Origin of the sequence: Anaerocolumna aminovalerica (assembly GCF_900115365.1) — a bacterium.
Taxonomy (GTDB): Bacteria; Bacillota; Clostridia; order Lachnospirales; family Lachnospiraceae; genus Anaerocolumna; species Anaerocolumna aminovalerica.
In genome coordinates this window covers 1-18,078 of sequence record NZ_FOWD01000037.1, presented here as the reverse complement: position 1 = coordinate 18,078, position 18,078 = coordinate 1, and the positions used below count along the sequence as shown (strand labels likewise).

At 35.9% G+C, this 18,078-nt stretch carries 27 protein-coding genes; 4 read left to right on the top strand and 23 right to left on the bottom strand.

Annotated elements, in window-relative coordinates; translation table 11 throughout:
* The 22 genes from rplO to BM183_RS16230 form a co-directional block, all read right to left on the bottom strand.
* Complete coding sequence (rplO, locus tag BM183_RS16335) at positions 1–441, bottom strand: 50S ribosomal protein L15 (protein ID WP_091687955.1); 441 nt, start codon at positions 439–441, stop codon at positions 1–3.
* A 27-nt stretch (positions 442–468) separates the two neighbouring features.
* Positions 469–651 (bottom strand): 50S ribosomal protein L30, encoded by a 183-nt coding sequence (gene rpmD, locus BM183_RS16330; RefSeq protein WP_091687953.1) that lies wholly within the window; start codon positions 649–651, stop codon positions 469–471.
* A 12-nt stretch (positions 652–663) separates the two neighbouring features.
* Entirely contained in the window at positions 664–1,173 is a 510-nt protein-coding gene (rpsE, locus tag BM183_RS16325) for a 30S ribosomal protein S5 (protein ID WP_091687951.1), read from the bottom strand.
* A gap of 16 nt (positions 1,174–1,189) precedes the next feature.
* Entirely contained in the window at positions 1,190–1,558 is a 369-nt protein-coding gene (gene rplR / locus BM183_RS16320) for a 50S ribosomal protein L18 (RefSeq protein WP_091687949.1), read from the bottom strand.
* A gap of 18 nt (positions 1,559–1,576) precedes the next feature.
* A complete protein-coding gene (gene rplF, locus BM183_RS16315; RefSeq protein ID WP_091687947.1) occupies positions 1,577–2,119 on the bottom strand; it encodes a 50S ribosomal protein L6 in 543 nt (180 codons plus the stop codon).
* A gap of 285 nt (positions 2,120–2,404) precedes the next feature.
* Positions 2,405–2,806 carry a 30S ribosomal protein S8 gene (gene rpsH / locus BM183_RS16310; RefSeq protein ID WP_091687945.1) on the bottom strand — a complete coding sequence of 134 codons (402 nt, stop codon included), beginning with the start codon at positions 2,804–2,806 and terminating at the stop codon, positions 2,405–2,407.
* Positions 2,807–2,830: 24 nt separating this feature from the next.
* On the bottom strand, positions 2,831–3,016 hold the full coding sequence (locus tag BM183_RS16305; protein WP_091687943.1) for a type Z 30S ribosomal protein S14: 186 nt from the start codon (positions 3,014–3,016) through the stop codon (positions 2,831–2,833).
* A gap of 15 nt (positions 3,017–3,031) precedes the next feature.
* On the bottom strand, positions 3,032–3,571 hold the full coding sequence (gene rplE / locus BM183_RS16300; protein WP_091687941.1) for a 50S ribosomal protein L5: 540 nt from the start codon (positions 3,569–3,571) through the stop codon (positions 3,032–3,034).
* A gap of 24 nt (positions 3,572–3,595) precedes the next feature.
* Positions 3,596–3,913, bottom strand: a complete 318-nt coding sequence (rplX, locus tag BM183_RS16295; protein WP_216397762.1) for a 50S ribosomal protein L24 — start codon at positions 3,911–3,913, stop codon at positions 3,596–3,598.
* Between the two features lie 13 nt (positions 3,914–3,926).
* Positions 3,927–4,295: a 50S ribosomal protein L14 gene (rplN, locus tag BM183_RS16290; protein WP_091687939.1), complete on the bottom strand. Its 369-nt coding sequence runs from the start codon at positions 4,293–4,295 to the stop codon at positions 3,927–3,929.
* A 23-nt stretch (positions 4,296–4,318) separates the two neighbouring features.
* Positions 4,319–4,573 (bottom strand): 30S ribosomal protein S17, encoded by a 255-nt coding sequence (gene rpsQ, locus BM183_RS16285; protein WP_091687937.1) that lies wholly within the window; start codon positions 4,571–4,573, stop codon positions 4,319–4,321.
* A 35-nt stretch (positions 4,574–4,608) separates the two neighbouring features.
* Positions 4,609–4,818 carry a 50S ribosomal protein L29 gene (gene rpmC / locus BM183_RS16280; RefSeq protein WP_091687934.1) on the bottom strand — a complete coding sequence of 70 codons (210 nt, stop codon included), beginning with the start codon at positions 4,816–4,818 and terminating at the stop codon, positions 4,609–4,611.
* Positions 4,808–5,245, bottom strand: coding sequence for a 50S ribosomal protein L16 (gene rplP, locus BM183_RS16275; RefSeq protein WP_091687933.1), 438 nt, complete (start codon positions 5,243–5,245; stop codon positions 4,808–4,810). The genes rpmC and rplP overlap by 11 nt, the downstream gene beginning before the upstream one ends.
* Entirely contained in the window at positions 5,245–5,904 is a 660-nt protein-coding gene (gene rpsC / locus BM183_RS16270; RefSeq protein WP_091687931.1) for a 30S ribosomal protein S3, read from the bottom strand. Before rpsC ends, rplP begins: the two co-directional genes overlap by 1 nt.
* Positions 5,905–5,915: 11 nt before the next feature.
* Positions 5,916–6,302, bottom strand: coding sequence for a 50S ribosomal protein L22 (rplV, locus tag BM183_RS16265; RefSeq protein WP_091687930.1), 387 nt, complete (start codon positions 6,300–6,302; stop codon positions 5,916–5,918).
* Positions 6,303–6,332: 30 nt separating this feature from the next.
* On the bottom strand, positions 6,333–6,614 hold the full coding sequence (rpsS, locus tag BM183_RS16260) for a 30S ribosomal protein S19 (RefSeq protein WP_091687929.1): 282 nt from the start codon (positions 6,612–6,614) through the stop codon (positions 6,333–6,335).
* Positions 6,615–6,631: 17 nt separating this feature from the next.
* Complete coding sequence (gene rplB / locus BM183_RS16255) at positions 6,632–7,474, bottom strand: 50S ribosomal protein L2 (RefSeq protein WP_091687928.1); 843 nt, start codon at positions 7,472–7,474, stop codon at positions 6,632–6,634.
* Between the two features lie 131 nt (positions 7,475–7,605).
* Positions 7,606–7,905: a 50S ribosomal protein L23 gene (rplW, locus tag BM183_RS16250; RefSeq protein WP_091687927.1), complete on the bottom strand. Its 300-nt coding sequence runs from the start codon at positions 7,903–7,905 to the stop codon at positions 7,606–7,608.
* A complete protein-coding gene (gene rplD, locus BM183_RS16245; RefSeq protein WP_091687926.1) occupies positions 7,905–8,525 on the bottom strand; it encodes a 50S ribosomal protein L4 in 621 nt (206 codons plus the stop codon). The genes rplW and rplD overlap by 1 nt, the downstream gene beginning before the upstream one ends.
* A 27-nt stretch (positions 8,526–8,552) precedes the next feature.
* Complete coding sequence (gene rplC / locus BM183_RS16240) at positions 8,553–9,185, bottom strand: 50S ribosomal protein L3 (RefSeq protein ID WP_091687925.1); 633 nt, start codon at positions 9,183–9,185, stop codon at positions 8,553–8,555.
* A 138-nt stretch (positions 9,186–9,323) separates the two neighbouring features.
* Complete coding sequence (rpsJ, locus tag BM183_RS16235; protein WP_091687924.1) at positions 9,324–9,641, bottom strand: 30S ribosomal protein S10; 318 nt, start codon at positions 9,639–9,641, stop codon at positions 9,324–9,326.
* An 881-nt stretch (positions 9,642–10,522) separates the two neighbouring features.
* Positions 10,523–11,404, bottom strand: coding sequence for a class I SAM-dependent methyltransferase (locus tag BM183_RS16230; protein WP_091687923.1), 882 nt, complete (start codon positions 11,402–11,404; stop codon positions 10,523–10,525).
* Positions 11,405–11,822: 418 nt separating this feature from the next.
* On the opposite strand from BM183_RS16230, the gene BM183_RS16220 reads away from it, so the two are divergent.
* The 4 genes from BM183_RS16220 (at position 11,823) to BM183_RS16205 (ending at position 15,927) form a co-directional block, all read left to right on the top strand.
* Positions 11,823–12,503 (top strand): PspA/IM30 family protein, encoded by a 681-nt coding sequence (locus BM183_RS16220; RefSeq protein WP_091687921.1) that lies wholly within the window; start codon positions 11,823–11,825, stop codon positions 12,501–12,503.
* A 178-nt stretch (positions 12,504–12,681) separates the two neighbouring features.
* Complete coding sequence (locus BM183_RS16215; RefSeq protein WP_091687920.1) at positions 12,682–13,794, top strand: TFIIB-type zinc ribbon-containing protein; 1,113 nt, start codon at positions 12,682–12,684, stop codon at positions 13,792–13,794.
* A 1-nt stretch (position 13,795) separates the two neighbouring features.
* The gene (locus tag BM183_RS16210) at positions 13,796–14,791 is read left to right on the top strand and encodes a TPM domain-containing protein (RefSeq protein ID WP_242961034.1); all 996 of its coding nucleotides are present in this window, start codon (positions 13,796–13,798) and stop codon (positions 14,789–14,791) included.
* A 155-nt stretch (positions 14,792–14,946) separates the two neighbouring features.
* On the top strand, positions 14,947–15,927 hold the full coding sequence (locus BM183_RS16205) for an SPFH domain-containing protein (protein ID WP_091687919.1): 981 nt from the start codon (positions 14,947–14,949) through the stop codon (positions 15,925–15,927).
* 845 nt (positions 15,928–16,772) lie between these two features.
* On the opposite strand, the gene catA is transcribed toward BM183_RS16205, so the two are convergent.
* Positions 16,773–17,432 carry a type A chloramphenicol O-acetyltransferase gene (gene catA / locus BM183_RS16195; RefSeq protein WP_091687918.1) on the bottom strand — a complete coding sequence of 220 codons (660 nt, stop codon included), beginning with the start codon at positions 17,430–17,432 and terminating at the stop codon, positions 16,773–16,775.
* Between the last annotated feature and the right edge of the window lie 646 nt (positions 17,433–18,078).

Here is an 18,078-nt window from a genome sequence, read left to right as displayed (position 1 = left end):
CTAAATCACCTCAGCATTTCCACCAAGAGCTTGAATCTTTTCTGCTGCGCCGGCACTGAAAGCATTTACCTTGACATCAAGTTTCTTAGTTAGTTCTCCATTTCCTAGGATCTTAACACCATCTCTTGGGTTCTTGATAACACCTGCCTCGATTAATGTTGCAACTGTAACTTCAGAACCGTCTTCAAATATATTTAGTCTATCAACGTTAATAGAAACGATTTCTTTTGTATTTCTGTTTGTAAATCCTCTTTTAGGTAGAGTACGAATAAAAGGAGTTTGACCACCTTCAAAACCAACTCTAGGTGCTCCGGAACGTGCCTTTTGTCCTTTGTGTCCTTTACCTGCAGTTTTACCATTTCCTGAACCATGTCCACGGCCTCTTCTAAAGTTTGCACTTTGTTTTGCACCGTCAGCTGGTCTTAATTCTGATAAATTCATAGATTACACCTCCTTACTTCTTTGTAATTATATTTCTTCAACCTTTACTAAATGTCTTACTTGGTCAACCATGCCTCTTACTGCAGCATTGTCTGGCATCTCAACAGATTTGTGTAATTTACGAAGTCCTAATGCTTCTACTGTCTTTTTATGCTTTGGGATTGAGCCAATTGTAGATTTTACTAAAGTTATTTTTAATTTTTCTGCCATCTTGAGCCCCTCCTAACCTAACATATCTTCAACAGAAATACCGCGTAACTTAGCTACTTCCTCAGGAGTCTTAAGTTGACTTAAGCCTTCAATAGTTGCAAGAACAACATTTTGCTTATTGTTTGAGCCAAGTGACTTTGTACGGATATTCTTAAAACCTGCAAGCTCAAGTACGTTACGAGCCGGACCTCCTGCGATAACACCAGTACCTTCAGGGGAACGCTTTAATAATACTGTAGCACTGCCGAATTTACCGATAAAGTCATGTGGTACACTGCCATTTTCATCTATAGGTAAGCTGATTAATTTCTTAATTGCATCTTCTTTTCCTTTACGAATTGCTTCCGGAATTTCTGCAGCTTTTCCTAAACCTGCACCAACGTGTCCGTTCTTGTCACCAACAACAACTAAAGCTGTAAATCTGAAATTACGTCCACCTTTAACTACTTTAGTTACACGTTTAATTGATACTACTTTATCTTCTAATTCTAATTGACTAGCATCAACGATTGTACGTTTCATGTGTTTTCCTCCTTGCTTAGAATTCCAGACCAGCTTCTCTTGCTGCTTCTGCTAATGCTTTTACCTTTCCTTGATATATAAATCCGCCTCTATCAAAGACAACAGTTGTAATACCTTTTTCCAATGCTTTCTTAGCAATAACAGTTCCTAAATATGCTGCTGCAGCTACATCGTTTGTCTTTTCAATTTCAGCCTTAACATCCTTTTGAAGAGTAGAAGCTGACACTAAAGTATTACCAACTGTATCGTCAATAATTTGAGCGTACATATGATTATTACTTCTAAACACAGCTAAACGTGGTCTTTCAGGAGTACCGGAGAAACGATTACGTAATTTTCTATGTTTATTTAAACGAACTTTAGATCTTGATTCTTTACTAACCATTTGTTTTCACACCTCCTATTATTTCTTACCAGTCTTACCAACTTTACGTCTAATAACTTCGTCAGCATATTTAATACCTTTGCCCTTGTATGGTTCAGGTCTTCTCTTATCTCTGATTTCAGCAGCGTATTGGCCAACTTTTTCTTTATCAATACCTTTTATTGTGATTTTATTTTGTCCATCTAATATAGACTCAACACCTTCAGGATCAGTCATAACTACTGGATGTGAATATCCAAGTGTTAATGTTAATTCTTTACCTGCTTTTGCTGCTCTATAACCAACACCGTTGATTTCAAGCACTTTTTCATAACCAGCAGTTACACCGGTTACCATATTAGCGATTAATGTTCTTGTTAGACCATGTAAAGATTTCATTTTCTTTAATTCATTAGGTCTTGTTACAACAACTTCTGAACCTTCTAATTTAATATTCATTTCTGAAGGTAATACTCTTTCAAGTGTTCCTTTTGGACCTTTTACAGTCACTTTATTATTTTCTGCTATATCAACAGTTACACCAGCTGGTATAGCGATAGGCATTCTTCCTATACGTGACATGCCCGCACCTCCTGTAATTTTTTAATGGGGGAAGATAGTTTCTTGTAGGTTATTCATAAGTCTGCCCTTGATTGATTATTCAAGACGGCCAGACTCGAAAAAACTCCGTTTTTCCTCGTTGTCCGTGACCACCGACTTCGTCAGTTACGTGCTCGAATACTTCGAGCACTCAGACTCGAAAAAACTCCGTTTTTCCTCGTTGTACGTAAGCATCGACTTCGTCGATACGTGCTCGAAGTTTCGAGCACTACATTGAATCTTTGATTCAATGTGCTTACTTCCATATTACCAGATGAATGCTAATACCTCGCCACCTACATTTAATTCTCTTGCTTCTTTATCAGTTATAACACCTTTATTTGTTGAAATAATAGCTGTTCCAAGTCCTCCAAGTACTTTTGGAAGTTCTTCTTTGCTTGCATAAACACGAAGACCTGGTTTAGAGATTCTCTTAAGTCCTGTAATGACTTTAACATTTTTATCTTTACCATATTTTAATGTAATATGGATTGTTTTGAAGCCATCAACTTCTTCTATGTCATATTTCTTAATATAACCTTCTTTTAATAGAATTCCAGCAATTGCTATCTTCATCTTAGAAGCAGGTATATCTACTGTATCATGTTTCGCAGTATTGGCATTACGAATTCTTGTAAGCATATCTGCAATTGGATCGCTCATTGTCATTTCATTTGCCTCCTTCCTTGTTTCCTACCAGCTTGCCTTCTTAACACCTGGTATTTGTCCTTTATAAGCTAATTCACGGAAGCAGATTCTGCAAACTCCGTATTTTCTTAAATATGCATGTGGACGTCCACAGATTCTACAACGGTTATATTCTCTAGTTGAAAACTTTTGCGTACGTTGTTGTTTTATCTTCATTGACGTTTTAGCCATGGATTTCCCTCCTAACTATTTTTTGAATGGCATACCGAATAATGTCAATAATTCACGAGCTTCTTCATCAGTCTTAGCTGTGGTTACGAAGATAATATCCATACCTCTAACCTTATCAACCTTATCATATTCGATTTCAGGGAAAATTAATTGTTCTTTAATTCCAAGAGCGTAATTTCCTCTTCCGTCAAATGCATTGTCATTAACACCTCTAAAGTCACGTACACGAGGCAATGATAAATTGATCAGACGATCTGCGAATTCATACATTTTTTCGCCTCTTAAAGTTACTTTACATCCGATTGGCATACCCTCTCTGATTTTGAAGTTAGCTACGGACTTCTTTGCTTTTGTGATAACTGCCTTTTGTCCAGCAATTATCTCAAGATCTTTAACAGCAGCATCTAAAAGCTTAGAGTTATCTTTTGCTTCGCCAACACCCATGTTAATTACGATTTTATTTAATTTTGGTACTTCCATAGCGTTCTTATATCCGAACTTCTTGATCATACCATCTACTATTTCATTATTGTACATTTCTTTTAATCTAGTCAACGTATGAGACCTCCTCTCTTAGAATTAGTCGATTACTTCGCCGGTTGATTTTGCGATACGAACTTTTTTAGGTCCTTTTTTACCTTCTTGAGTTGTGAAACCAATTCTAGTAACTTTACCCTTATGCACGTACATAACATTGGAAATATCAATCGGTGCTTCTTGGTGAACAATACCACCTTTTGGATCAGCCTGGCTTGCTTTAGAGTGCTTTGTTATCATATTGATACCTTCAACTAAAACCTTGCCATCTAATACAGCTATTACTTTGCCTTCTTTGCCTTTATCTTTACCGGTAATAACTTTTACGTTATCACCTTTTTTGATTTTAATAGTTGACACAGTCGACACCTCCTTATAATACTTCTGGTGCTAATGAAACGATTTTCATGAATTGCTTTTCTCTCAATTCTCTTGCTACTGGTCCAAAGATACGTGTACCTTTTGGATTCTTATCTTCTTTTATGATAACTGCAGCATTTTCATCGAATCTTATATATGAACCGTCTTTACGACGAGCTCCTTTTACACTACGAACAACGACAGCTTTAACCACGTCACCTTTTTTAACAACACCGCCTGGTGTTGCATCTTTGACAGAAGCAACGATGATATCGCCGATATTAGCATATCTTCTAGTTGAACCACCTAATACACGAATGCAAAGTAATTCTTTCGCACCGGTATTGTCAGCAACTTTAAGTCTTGATTCTTGTTGTATCATGACTCTACTCCTTTCAGCATTTATTACTTCGCTCTTTCGATAATCTTAACAAGTCTCCATCTCTTATCCTTGGATAAAGGTCTTGTCTCCATAACTTCTACTCTATCACCAATATTACATTCATTATTTTCATCATGAACCTTTAATTTAGAAGTTCTCTTTACAATCTTGTTGTATAATGGATGTTTTACGTGGTCTTCAATTGCAACTACAATTGTTTTGTCCATCTTATCACTAACTACTTTACCAGTACGAGTTTTTCTTAGATTTCTCTCCACAACAATTTCTCCTTTCCCGAATCGTTGAAATGTGATTATTTAGAAGCCTTAGCTTTCTCGGAAATCACTGTTTGAATTCTTGCGATATTCTTTCTAACCTCTTTTATTCTGCTTGTATTATCTAATTGATTTGTTGCGTTCTGGAATCTTAAATTAAAAAGTTCCTTCTTAGCAGCTACTAATTCTTCGTTCAATTCTGCAGCTGATTTGTTCTTTAAATCTTCTACATATTTATTAGTTTTCACTGCCCGCACCTCCTTCTAAGTCTGCGCGAGAAACTATTTTACACTTCACTGGTAATTTGTGCATAGCAAGACGTAATGCTTCTCTAGCTACTTCTTCAGGTACACCGGAGATTTCAAATAATACACGTCCTGGTTTTACTACTGCTACCCAGTATTCTAATGAGCCCTTACCGGAACCCATACGAGTTTCTGCTGGTTTTGTTGTTACAGGTTTATCAGGGAATATTTTGATCCAAACTTTACCACCACGTTTAATGTAACGAGTCATAGCAACACGGGCAGCTTCGATTTGGTTTGATTTAATCCAAGCTGGTTCTAAAGCAACCATACCATATTCGCCGTTGGAGATTGTATTACCTCTTGTAGCTTTTCCGGACATAGTTCCACGGAACTGCTTACGGCGTTTAACTCTTTTAGGCATTAACATTATTTATCGCTCCCTTCCTGTTTTGCTCCTTTAGTCGGAAGTACTTCTCCATGGTAAACCCAAACTTTTACGCCTAATTTACCATAAGTTGTATCTGCTTCTGCAAAACCATAATCAATATCAGCACGTAATGTCTGTAGAGGAATTGTTCCTTCACTATAGAATTCAGTACGAGCCATATCTGCTCCGCCAAGACGTCCAGCAACAGCAGTTTTGATACCTTTAGCTCCTGCTTTCATGGTTCTACCCATTGTAGATTTCATCGCTCTTCTGAAAGAAATACGGTTTTCAAGCTGAGCTGCAATACTTTCTGCTACTAATTGAGCATTTGTATCCGGTCTTTTTACTTCCTTAATATCTACCATTAACTTCTTAGAAGTGAATTTTTGAATTTCAACTTTTAATTTTTCAATTTCAGCTCCACCTTTACCGATTACCACACCAGGTTTAGCAGTAAAGATAATAACTTTTAGTCTGTCAGACGCTCTTTCAATTTCAATTTTTGAAATTCCAGCGTTGTATAATTTCTTTTTCAGATATGTTCTGATGTTGTAGTCCTCAACTAAGTTATCTGCAAAATCAGCTTCAGCATACCATCTTGAGTCCCAGTCATTAATGACACCGACTCTTAAGCCATGAGGATTAACTTTCTGTCCCATTATTGCCCTCCTTATCTTTCATTAAGCACAACAGTGATGTGACTCATTCTCTTTAAGATTCTATAAGCTCTACCCTGTGCTCTTGGTCTGATTCTCTTCATTGTTGGTGCCTGGTTAGCATAACACTCTTGAATATATAACTTACTTACGTCCATACCATTATTATTCTCAGCGTTTGCAATAGCTGATTTTAATACTTTCTCTATAACACTTGAAGCATATCTTGGATTATAAGCTAGAATACCAAGAGCTGTTTCAACGTCCTTTCCACGAATGGCGTCTAATACGAAACAAGCTTTTTGAACAGAAACTCTAGCGTAAGATATCTTAGCTGATGGTCTCGTATCTCTATTCTCATTTCTCTCTCTCTTTATCTGGGATCTATGTCCTTTCGCCATGGATGAAACCTCCTTTCAATTCCACATTAACTATCTCTTTCCAGTCTTCTTTTCGTCTTTTCCATGTCCTCTGAATGTTCTGGTTGCCACAAACTCACCAAGTTTATAACCAACCATATCTTCTGTTACATATACAGGCACATGTCTTCTTCCATCATGAACTGCAATTGTATGTCCAACCATTTGTGGGAAAATTGTAGAACGACGTGACCATGTTTTAATAACTGTCTTATCGCCTGCTTTATTCATAGCATCTATTTTTTTCAATAAATGTTCGTCAGCAAATGGTCCTTTTTTTAATGAACGAGCCATAGGTTTAACCTCCTTAATTATTTAACATTCTTACCGTCTCTTGTTCTTACGATCAACTTGTTAGACTTCTTGTTCTTCTTTCTTGTCTTCAAACCAAGTGCAGGTTTACCCCAAGGAGTAACAGGGCTTGGACGGCCAATACCTGTCTTACCTTCACCACCACCATGTGGATGGTCATTAGGGTTCATAACAGAACCACGAACTGTAGGTCTAATACCCATGTGACGTTTACGACCAGCTTTACCAATGTTAATTAATTCATGATCAATATTACCAACCTGGCCAATTGTAGCACGGCAAATGATTGGAACCATTCTCATTTCACCTGAAGGTAATCTTAGAGTTGCATATTTTCCCTCTTTTGCCATTAACTGTGCTGAGTTACCAGCAGAACGAACTAATTGTCCGCCTTTACCAGGATATAATTCAATGTTGTGTATCTGAGTACCGATTGGAATGTTTTGAAGTGGTAAGCAGTTACCTACTCTAATTTCTGCATTTGCACCATTCATAAGCTTTGTTCCAACGGTAAGTCCGTTAGGAGATAAGATATAAGCTTTTTCTCCATCTGCATAGCAGATTAATGCGATATTTGCTGTTCTGTTTGGATCGTATTCGATTGCTAATACAGTTGCAGGGATATCGTCTTTTCTTCTCTTAAAATCAATAATTCTATATTTTCTTCTAGAACCACCACCGTGGTGTCTAACTGTAATCTTTCCTTGATTGTTACGACCTGCTGTTTTATTTAAAGAAACAAGTAATGATTTCTCAGGAGTTGATTTTGTAACTTCTGCAAAATCAGATGAGGTCATATTTCTTCTGGAAGGTGTATATGGGTTATAGGTTTTAATTCCCATTTTTTGCACTCCTTTCGTAGCTGTAATAACGTCTTGTATATTACAACTGAAACGTTATTATTTTTATTCTTTTATCGGCGAATAAACAACCATAATTGTTTAATTCAAATTATAATCTAAGCCAGTTTAAATTATAGGCCAGAGAATATTTCGATTTCTGCACTGTCTTCTGTTAATTGAACAACTGCTTTCTTAGTTTTAGAAGTTTTACCAGCTGTGTTGCCACGTCTGCGGTTTTTTCCTTCTAAATTCATAGTGTTAACACTAGCAACTTTTGTTCCAGCAAACATTTTTTCAACAGCTTCTCTGATTTGATTCTTTGTTGCATCTGGATGAACTGAAAATGTATATTTCTTTTCACTCATGGAGTTCATACTTTTTTCAGTAATAATCGGTTTAAGTATAACATCATAATATTTTAAATCTGCCATTATGCGTACACCTCCTCAATTTTTGCAACTGCATCTTTCGTTAACACTATTGAATCATATTTTAAGATATCATAAACATTAAGAGTGTTAGGTAATGCAGTTCTTACAGAAGGAATGTTTCTTGCAGAAAGAATTACGTTTTCATTCTTTTCTCCAAGAACAACTAATGCCTTACTTACTTTTAAGTTATCAAGTACTGCAGCCATTTTCTTTGTTTTGATTTCATCAAAGTTAAGCTCATCAAGTACATAAATTTTCTCAGCTGCTACTCTTGAAGTTAAAGCTGATTTTAATGCAAGTCTCTTTTCCTTTTTATTTAATTTGAAGGAATAGTCTCTTGGCTTTGGAGCAAATACAACGCCGCCACCTTTCCATTGTGGTGATCTTGTTGAACCTTGTCTTGCATGACCTGTTCCTTTTTGTCTCCATGGTTTTCTTCCGCCACCGCTTACTTCAGAACGGGTTTTAGCACTTTGTGTTCCCTGGCGTTTATTTGCAAGTTGTTGAACAACTGCTAAGTGAACTAAATGTTCATTTATTTCTACTCCGAAGATAGCATCGTTTAATTCAATAGAACCAACGGCTTTACCTTCCATATTATAAACAGATACGTTTGCCATCTGTGTGTTCCTCCTTTCTTAAAGCTTCTAGTTTGATTTAACTGATTGTTTCAATATTATCATAGCTTTTTTAGGTCCTGGTACAGAGCCTTTTACTAAAATAACATTGTTTTCGGTGTCAATTTTAACAACTTCAAGGTTTTGAACAGTTACTTTTACATTACCCATTTGACCAGGCATCTTTTTACCCTTGAATACTCTACCAGGACTTGTAGCTGCACCACTGGAACCTGCATGTCTGTGGAATTTAGAACCATGAGCCATAGGTCCTCTGGACTGTCCGTGTCTCTTAATTGCACCTTGGAAACCTTTACCTTTTGATATTCCAGTAGCATCAATTTTGTCACCTTCTGCAAAGATGTCAACTTTGATTTCTTGTCCTACTGTGAAATCAGCGGCATTCTCAAACTTAAATTCTTTAAGATACTTTTTGTTAGCAACACCTGCTTTTGCAAAGTGTCCTTTTCTAGGTTTGTTAACTAATACTTCTCTTATATCGCCATAACCAACCTGTATTGCACTGTATCCATCATTTTCAACAGTTTTTACTTGTGTTACTGCACAAGGTCCTGCTTGTAATACAGTTACCGGAATTAAAGCTCCGTTTTCATTGAAGATTTGAGTCATTCCGACTTTTGTAGCTAATAATGCTTTCTTCATTTCTTAATTGCACCTCCTGTTTAATCTACAGCGGATTACATTTACATGTAATCATCCTAGATGGTCTACAACTAGTGCGGCTCCTTCGTAAGCCTTTCCCTATATATAAACCCTAAAGGATTCTTTCATTTTTAATGCTTATTTTGCTTTCATCTTGATGTCGATGTACACACCAGCCGGCATTTCTAATCTTGATAATGCATCAACTGTCTTTTGTGTTGGTGTGATGATATCGATTAATCTCTTATGTGTTCTTTGTTCGAACTGCTCTCTAGAGTCCTTGTACTTGTGTACCGCTCTAAGAATTGTAATTACTTCTTTCTTAGTAGGTAGGGGTACCGGTCCACTCACCTTTGATCCTGTCTTTTTTACAGTTTCGATGATTTTTGCAGCTGATTGATCGATTAATTGATGATCATACGCTTTTAATGTAATTCTCATTACTTGACTTGCCATAAAAAAAGTCGCCTCCTTTTCGCACTTAATAGCAGTACGACAAGCGGTGACTGTACACTCAACCGTGTGTGTCCTTATCTTGAAACCTCAACAAGCAAACCTATTCTTAGATTTACTTAATTTCATGTAATGAACTACATACGTTTATCTGCTCCAGGCAGAAATTATCGTTTTGTACAGTGACTTGTCGCCAGTTTCCTAACATGACATTCGCTCCACGGAATAACCTACAATTATATGTAGCAACCTCACGCTTCTACGCTATCAATGTCACAGCATTAATCAGTATACTACAGGTATTTTCATTTTGCAAGAGCTTTTTTAAAATTTTTTTACTTTTTTTGTTTGAGGGACGGTTTGAGGGGGAGGGCAGGGTTCATAGGAGGGCAGGCTTGGTATCCATTCTAATTTAGGTTGTGTTAACATTAGGATTTCCAAGTATATAATAAGCGAGTTCTTAATAATAGCATCTAATGTAATTATGTGGCTTCAAAAGAATGTATAGTGAATAATATATCGACTTAAAAGATTTCTCATATTTTATTATTCATAGTTATTGATTATACCTAGCTGAATTTATAATTATCTGGCAAATCATTCTCTGAAAAAAATAATAGTTAGAATTATTTCTCAGAGCATTCAAAACTCATATAAATATTATTTGAATGACAGATGAAGGTGTTAATAATAATACTATTTCCATAAAAGCCGCTAATAAGTTAAGTGATAATTACAAAACGGCAGTTTGATAAACTATCATCTGCCGTTTCTTCTTATATATAGTACATATTAATATATCTTAATAATAACTTATAATATAGGTAATCAGAAGTTGACTTTCAAGTTCCGATAGAAGCCTCTCATTCCTGAGAATTAGCGTTCTATTTTTCGCTGGTCCAGCGTCCTGAAGCTCCGCAAGGTAATACTAAGCCATTGGATGTTACCGGTAAGCCGATTTCGTCTGACTCTACATTGCCTCCGTATTTAGAAGCCATCTCTACCCCAAGCAGATAAGATAATACTGCTGGTTGCAGACCTGTTGTGTAGGAATTAATTAAAAAGAATAATGGCTTATCCTTTAGCACTTGGGTACAGAGCTTTACGAAAGGATGTATACTTTCTTCTATCTTCCAGATTTCTCCCTTAGGGCCTCTTCCATAAGAAGGAGGATCCATGATTACGGCATCGTATCGGTTACCTCTGCGGATTTCTCTTTCTACAAATTTTACGCAGTCATCCACAATATAGCGAATGGGTGCTTCTTCTAAGCCGGAGTGAGCTGCATTTTCTTTTGCCCAGGTTACCATACCCTTGGAGGCATCTACGTGAGTTACCCCAGCTCCTGCTTTGGCAGCTGCAACAGTTGCACCGCCGGTATAGGCAAATAAGTTTAATACCTTTATTTCACGGGTTGGATCTTTTTTCTTTGCTTCTTTAATGATTTGGCTAAACCATTCCCAATTTGCTGCCTGCTCCGGAAATAATCCTGTATGTTTAAAACTAAATGGCTGCAAATTAAAAGTCAGGTCTTTATACTCTATCTTCCACTGCTTCGGTAAATCAAAGAATTCCCATTCTCCGCCGCCTTTACTGCTTCTGTGGTAATGTGCATTTCTTTGCTTCCAGCCCTTTTCTGTTTTAGGAGTATCCCATATAACCTGGGGGTCCGGACGTACCAATATATATTTTCCCCAACGTTCTAATTTCTCCCCTTGAGACGCATCTATTACTTCATAATCCTTCCATCCATCTGCAATCCACATAATTTATCTCTCTTTCTTGTCAAACATTTACCTGATTTATTCCCTCGGGTTTTCTGTATTTTAATTATAAAGACAATCTTTCTTTTGTCAACTTGTTCTTCATATTTACACCCATTGCATATTAGGAATCCTTTCATGGCATCCTTTCTATAGGTATATTTTCTTTCAACCTTCCATATATGATGCCTTAGCGGCATCTAAATTAACGGTTGAACCTCTTGCATATTCTTTCAAACATACTCATAAATTATTAATAAAGCTTTTCCTATTTTAATCATTCTATTATTATTTTAACCCTTTTTTAACTTGACGTAACCGGTAAATAATAATAAACTGAAAATGCAACGTGCATTATTAACACAAGCGCAGCAAGTAGTATCTGCTTCTGCCTATAATAATATAAGATGGAGGGATTCATATGGGAATATTAACAAGATTCAAAGATATTATGTCCAGTAACATTAACGCGCTGCTTGATAAAGCAGAAGATCCGGAAAAGATGATAGATCAATGTTTGAGAAATTTAAACAGCGATTTAGGCAAAGTAAAAGCAGAAACCGCTAGTATTATGGCAGAAGAGCAACGTTCAAAGAGAGTTCTTGATGACTGCAACGAAGAAATTGCTAAAATGCAGGAATATGCAGTAAAGGCTCTGCAAGCCGGTAACGAAGAGGATGCCAGAAAGTTTTTAGAACAAAAAGCTTCTTTAACCTCTAAACAAAGCGGATTACAGGAAGCTTATGACTTAGCACATACCAATGCTACGAATATGCGGGAAATGCATGACAAATTGGTCTCTGACATAAACGAACTAGAATCCCGCAAAGATATGATAAAAGGTAAATTAGCTGTTGCAAAAACTCAGGACCGTATCAATAAAATGACCTCCTCTGTTGCAAGTGCAAATAATTCAATGGCTAGCTTTAATAAATACGAAGAAATGGCGAATAAAGCCATCGACAAAGCAAACGCTATGGCTGAATTAAACAAATCTTCTGCCGACAATTCAATTAAGGATTTAACCAAGAAATATTCATCCGAATCTAATGCATCCGTAGATGCTGAATTAGAAGCGTTAAAAGCCAGCTTAAATAAATAAGAATGATGAAGGGCTGTCTTAGAAGAAATCTTTTAAGACAGCTTTTTTTTACACAATAATACACTTTTATGCTATAATAGTCTATATTCACAGTTTACTATGTAAACTGTGCAATGGAAACTTTCATAGCTGTAGATTTATGCAGTATATGTTTATTTTAAGAAGGTGGAGAATTTATATGGTAGTACAGTATAAATGCCCTAATTGCGGGGCAGATATGGCATTCGACAGTACAACCGGCATGTTGCATTGCGATAGCTGTGGCAGAAATGAAAATATAGAAAATATGCCAAAACGAGATGACGACCGGCAAAATAATCATGAGTCTCATCAACACAGTCATAGTTCCGGGAGGGAAGAAAATGCCTCATGGAATACAAAAGATACTTCCTATTCTCATCAATTTGAAGAAGAGGATGTAAAAGAATATCATTGTAAGAATTGTGGGGCAGTTCTTATTACAGATAAAGATACCACCGCAACAACCTGCAGCTTTTGCGGGGCAGGTGTTGTTTTAGGGGATAGGCTTACGGGCAATTTAGCACCTGCAAAAGTAATCCCATTTTCCATTAATAAAGAGCAAGCTAGAGAAGCTTTCGTTAAATGGTGTAAGAAAGGCCTGTTGACTCCAAAGGGATTTATGACCGCCGACCGTATTAAGAATATCACCGGTCTTTATGTTCCTTTTTGGCTATATGATTTAAATGGCCGGGGAGAGGTAAACGCAACCTGCACCAGAGTTCGTACTTATGAACAGGGTGATTATATCTACACAGAAACAAAGTATTATAATGTTTACCGAAATGTAGATCTGAATTATCTTAAAGTTCCCGCAGATGCTTCCTCAAAGATGAGTGATGAATTGATGGATAAATTAGAGCCCTATAACTATGGCAATCTAAAAGATTTTAATATGCCTTATCTGGCAGGATATATTGCGGAAAAATATAATTATGATAATCGACAGTTATTTCCCAGAGTACGTCAAAGAGTGGAGTCTTATGTAAATAATTTTATAGATTCCACTATCCGCGGTTATGCCACCACTACCTATCATAATAAGAATATAAACTTACGGGAAGTCCATGCAGATTATGTGCTCCTGCCGGTATGGATGGTCTGTTATGATTATAAAAAGTCAGATCACATATTTGCAATGAATGGCCAGACAGGTAAAATTGTTGGAAAACCACCTTTAAGCATAGGTAAAATTGCTGCCTGGTTCGGAGGAATCAGTGGTGCCGCATTTATTATAATGCAAATACTTTCTTTAGTTTCGGGAGGCTTTTAATATGAGAATAAATAATAAGCTAATTATGATGTCCTTAAAACATAAAGTTTCCTCTAATACTTTAGATAAAAGTGAGAATCAGGAATCATATAGAAAAAGCAACTTAATGAAAAGAAGCTTTCTCTTCCTTTTATTATTTACTCTAATTGCGGCTTTTGGTAATAGAACTGTATTGGCAGCCTCGGAAGACCGGAAAGTTTTTGATTATTATGGACTATTTTCAGAAAAAGAAGTTAATAAGTTAGAAGAACTAAGTAAGAAATATAGTGAAGAAGGTAAAGTTGATATTGTTGTCATTACAACAGATGACCTGTCCGGAAGAAGCAGGCAGGAATACTTAGAAGACTGTTATGACGAATATGGGTTTGGTTATGAAAAGGAATTTGGTACAGCCGTATTATTACTTCTAAATATGGATCCTGGGGACCGTGGTATTGAGATACAAGGTTATGGTGATGCAGAACATTATATACACAATGACAGGATAGAGCATATACTTGATGATGTATTTCCATTATTAAAGGATGAAGAATATTATAAAGCTATGGAAGCGTATATGAAACAAGTTGTCTATTACATGAATGAGGAAAAGGGTGTGAATACTTCTCCCGTTGTTGGAGAAAAAGGCTCCGGTAATTATTACGGTGAAGCATCCGTGGATGGCCCAAGTAATTATTACGAAGAAAAGGAAGAAAATATTCTTAATAATGTATTGGCTCAACTTGGCATTTCTGTAGTAATCGGTGTAATCGGGGTTGGTATTATGGCTTATCACTCCAGCGGCAGAGTAACGGTAACAAGCAGAACTTATTTAGACGAACAAAATTCCAGAGTCATTGCAAGCCGGGATGATTATATAAGGACAACAACCACTCGAGTTAGGAAACCATCCAACGACAATAATAACCGCGGTGGCGGTGGTGGCATCCGCAGCAGCGGCGGTGGCGGTGTCTCAAGCGGAGGCCATTCCCACAGTGGCGGAGGAAGAAGTTTTTAAGTGACTAAAGGTAACTCATCTTTATATAAAAGAACATATTATAGTTTAAGTATTTTTTATTACTATCTCCGATAAAAGAGTATATCATTAAATAACTGCAATTAAACTTATGAAAACATTAACATATAAAAGGATAAACGAAAGGAAGTATTATTATGGGACTTTTTTCAAAAGAATTTTCCAATGTAGTGGAATGGGATGAATTTAGAGAAGACATGATCTTCTACAAATGGCATAATAACGAGATAAAACGAGGCAGTAAATTAATTATTCGTCCGGGCCAGGATGCTGTATTTATGTTTAACGGAAAGATAGAGGGCATCTTCAAAGATGAAGGTAATTATGATATCGAATCGGATATTGTACCTTTTCTTTCAACCTTAAAAGGATTTAAGTTCGGCTTTAACAGCGGAATGAGAGCTGAAGTTCTTTTTATAAACACCAAAGAATTTACTGTAAAATGGGGGACTAAAAGTGCCATTAACATTCCAACACCTCAATTGCCGGGAGGTATGCCAATTCGTTCTAACGGAACATTTACTTTCAAAGTAAATGATTATATTAAATTAATTGATAAAATTGCCGGAGTAAAAGACAGTTACTTAGTTGACGATGTGAAACTTCGTATCACTGCTGTCTTAGACCAGTTACTTATGAATTGGATTGTAAAAGAAGGCAAAGATATGTTCAATCTTCAAGCCAATTCCTTTGACATTGCAAAGGGAATCAAAACAGATTTGGATATGCAGATTTTTGATACCGGAATTACTATTACCGGCTTTAACATTATGAGTTTCAACTATCCGGAAGAAATTCAGGAAATGATCAACAAGAACGCTTCCCACAGCATGATTGGTGATATGAATCGTTATCAGCAAGCTTCTATGATCGATGGCATTTCCTCTGGTAAAGTACGGGGAGGCGGTGTTGCTTCTGACATGGCAGGAATGATGATGGGAATGAATATGGCTAACCAAATGATGCAGAACATGAACAATAATACAGCTAATCCAAATAGCGGTAATTTCAATCCTGGTACACCAGCCGGTACAGCAAAACCTAACTTCTGCCCTAACTGCGGTCAAAAGACGGGGGAAGCAAATTTCTGTCCGAATTGTGGTCAGAAACTTGCTTAAAAATTAGAATAAGTACACTTTGCCCACTTAAGGTTGGTGAAGAACTTCAAGAATAGGGAATATGGGTTTCTTGTTCCATAGGGAAATTCGATGGTTCTAATATTATAGCAATCGCTTAAAGCATATTTAAAAATTGCGAACTCCTCGGCTTTGCCTCGTCAAACATCACAATTTTTAAATATTGGCGCGGTTCCTATAATATAAGAACCATAACGAATTTCCCAAAGTCACAAAAAACCCATATTCCCTATTCTCAAAGTTCAATTTAAGTTTTTGAGGGCAAAGCTGTGTATTAAAAATATAACTGTATATTATGGTTAGAAGTAAGAGGTGTCTTTTAAGAGATAATAGTAAATATCTTTGTATAGGCTCTTTGTGTATATTTATGTGTGAATACGACATTCGTGTAAATTTCATCATACATTTTAGGAAAAACTTATGTGCTGAATATTAATGCTATAATATGTAATAAAGAAAATACTTATTAGAAACGGCTTAACTTCTTTCCTAATTTTTCCTTCTTCAGTTCTCTACTTTATTCACAAAGTCTATATTGTAACGCACAGCATCGTGGTCTTTAATTACCGTACCTCTTGTGATACTTATTGGCAAAATAATGCAGTTTTCATTCTGTTCATTGTTTGCGTGGTCGTACCATTTGGCAAATGCTTCACGAAGTTTATTCCTTAGCTCAGCGTTTTTTGGTTCTAAAACCCACGAGGTTTTCGCCAATTCCATTCTAATCTAAAAAATCCATCAACATACAGAATGTCGACAGCCTGAAGGGAAGTCTTTTGACTTCCCTTATTTTGCTTATAAGAATAATATAATCTAACGTAATGAACCTATTTATCTCCTAACCATGTTTGATAATTTAAAATTACTTCTTGTACCTCATTAATAAATCTGCTGATATGGTATCCATCACAAACTGCATGGTGAACTTGTACGGACATAGGAATGAATATTTTACTATTCTGCTCAAAATATTTACCTGTTGTGAATATTGGAAGTAAATATTTTCCATCATTGTATACATTCAGATTAAATCCTGTAAAACTCACCCAGGGGATGCTGGATATAGGGAATGTATTGGCTGGCTCATTTAATTTTGGAGTAAACTTCATGATGTTTCCGTGGTTTTTTATATCATCAAGATAAGCAGTGTAAAAACGCGAAAAGCTTTCATCATACTCTGTCCATATACTTGAAAATGTTTCATTTTCCTTATGAAATATAGTATAACTGGGACTCATACTATCCCAGTATCCTAAATTACCGTTTTCATCAAAACAAGTACGGAATTCCTTGTGATTATTAACCACAGTTGCAAGTATATAAATTAGTGTTGGATATAGTTTAAGGTCCTTAAGTTTTATTTCATGCAATAAATTTGTTATCTCTATATTTGCTGTCATACTGTAAGTACATCTAACAGAATTCAAATAGTGTTCAAAGTATGGCTTCCTATTCCAATTTTCAATATCTATTAAATTAAATTTCATAATCTTAGCCTCCTAAAAAGTTTTATTAGCACATTTTAGAAGGCTGCCTTAATTGTCATAATCATTTCATAACCTCCTGTTGTCTAAATAGATAATCTTCTTTACAAGTATATCTCCTAAATACGCAAGCAAATTCTCATATTGATAACCTAGTTTTATAGATAAAACCAATAGGTTCTCATCTCATATTATCTGTTTTAATACCTTTAAAAAATTCTATCTATCTACATAAGTATTCAATATCTATTCAAAAAGAATTAAAAGCCTTTTCGAAACCTCCAAAGTTCAATTTATTTGAGGTAAAGTTGTGTATTGAAACTTGTATTTAATTTAGTATACCCATTATATAACAACATAAAATTAATATCATGAATTAATATGTACATTTTATTTATCCTAAGAAATATACTAGTTTGTAAAATAATCGGTAGTAACAGCTTTGCTGACAACATAAATTGAACTCAGAAAGTGCTTAATAATCTTTCGTAATGACTTTCATAAAACTTTAAATTAGGATAACAGGGTGTATAGGATTAATTTTGCGTAATCCGGCCGACAGGGTAAGGTAGCAAAATTAATCCTATACACCCTGTTATCCTTGAACAATATAAATGGAGTCATTATAAAGCTTAATAAAGCACTTTCT

Excerpts from the sequence above, each read along its gene's own strand:
- rplO (WP_091687955.1), bottom strand. The coding sequence starts at position 441 with ATGAATTTATCAGAATTAAGACCAGCTGACGGTGCAAAACAAAGTGCA.
- rpmD (WP_091687953.1), bottom strand. The coding sequence starts at position 651 with ATGGCAGAAAAATTAAAAATAACTTTAGTAAAATCTACAATTGGCTCA.
- rpsE (WP_091687951.1), bottom strand. The coding sequence starts at position 1,173 with ATGAAACGTACAATCGTTGATGCTAGTCAATTAGAATTAGAAGATAAA.
- rplR (WP_091687949.1), bottom strand. The coding sequence starts at position 1,558 with ATGGTTAGTAAAGAATCAAGATCTAAAGTTCGTTTAAATAAACATAGA.
- rplF (WP_091687947.1), bottom strand. The coding sequence starts at position 2,119 with ATGTCACGTATAGGAAGAATGCCTATCGCTATACCAGCTGGTGTAACT.
- rpsH (WP_091687945.1), bottom strand. The coding sequence starts at position 2,806 with ATGACAATGAGCGATCCAATTGCAGATATGCTTACAAGAATTCGTAAT.
- BM183_RS16305 (WP_091687943.1), bottom strand. The coding sequence starts at position 3,016 with ATGGCTAAAACGTCAATGAAGATAAAACAACAACGTACGCAAAAGTTT.
- rplN (WP_091687939.1), bottom strand. The coding sequence starts at position 4,295 with ATGATACAACAAGAATCAAGACTTAAAGTTGCTGACAATACCGGTGCG.
- rplP (WP_091687933.1), bottom strand. The coding sequence starts at position 5,245 with ATGTTAATGCCTAAAAGAGTTAAACGCCGTAAGCAGTTCCGTGGAACT.
- rpsC (WP_091687931.1), bottom strand. The coding sequence starts at position 5,904 with ATGGGACAGAAAGTTAATCCTCATGGCTTAAGAGTCGGTGTCATTAAT.
- rplV (WP_091687930.1), bottom strand. The coding sequence starts at position 6,302 with ATGGCGAAAGGACATAGATCCCAGATAAAGAGAGAGAGAAATGAGAAT.
- rpsS (WP_091687929.1), bottom strand. The coding sequence starts at position 6,614 with ATGGCTCGTTCATTAAAAAAAGGACCATTTGCTGACGAACATTTATTG.
- rplB (WP_091687928.1), bottom strand. The coding sequence starts at position 7,474 with ATGGGAATTAAAACCTATAACCCATATACACCTTCCAGAAGAAATATG.
- rplW (WP_091687927.1), bottom strand. The coding sequence starts at position 7,905 with ATGGCAGATTTAAAATATTATGATGTTATACTTAAACCGATTATTACT.
- rplD (WP_091687926.1), bottom strand. The coding sequence starts at position 8,525 with ATGGCAAACGTATCTGTTTATAATATGGAAGGTAAAGCCGTTGGTTCT.
- rplC (WP_091687925.1), bottom strand. The coding sequence starts at position 9,185 with ATGAAGAAAGCATTATTAGCTACAAAAGTCGGAATGACTCAAATCTTC.
- rpsJ (WP_091687924.1), bottom strand. The coding sequence starts at position 9,641 with ATGGCAAGTCAAGTAATGAGAATTACATTAAAAGCGTATGATCATCAA.
- BM183_RS16230 (WP_091687923.1), bottom strand. The coding sequence starts at position 11,404 with ATGTGGATTGCAGATGGATGGAAGGATTATGAAGTAATAGATGCGTCT.
- BM183_RS16220 (WP_091687921.1), top strand. The coding sequence starts at position 11,823 with ATGGGAATATTAACAAGATTCAAAGATATTATGTCCAGTAACATTAAC.
- BM183_RS16215 (WP_091687920.1), top strand. The coding sequence starts at position 12,682 with ATGGTAGTACAGTATAAATGCCCTAATTGCGGGGCAGATATGGCATTC.
- BM183_RS16210 (WP_242961034.1), top strand. The coding sequence starts at position 13,796 with ATGAGAATAAATAATAAGCTAATTATGATGTCCTTAAAACATAAAGTT.
- BM183_RS16205 (WP_091687919.1), top strand. The coding sequence starts at position 14,947 with ATGGGACTTTTTTCAAAAGAATTTTCCAATGTAGTGGAATGGGATGAA.
- catA (WP_091687918.1), bottom strand. The coding sequence starts at position 17,432 with ATGAAATTTAATTTAATAGATATTGAAAATTGGAATAGGAAGCCATAC.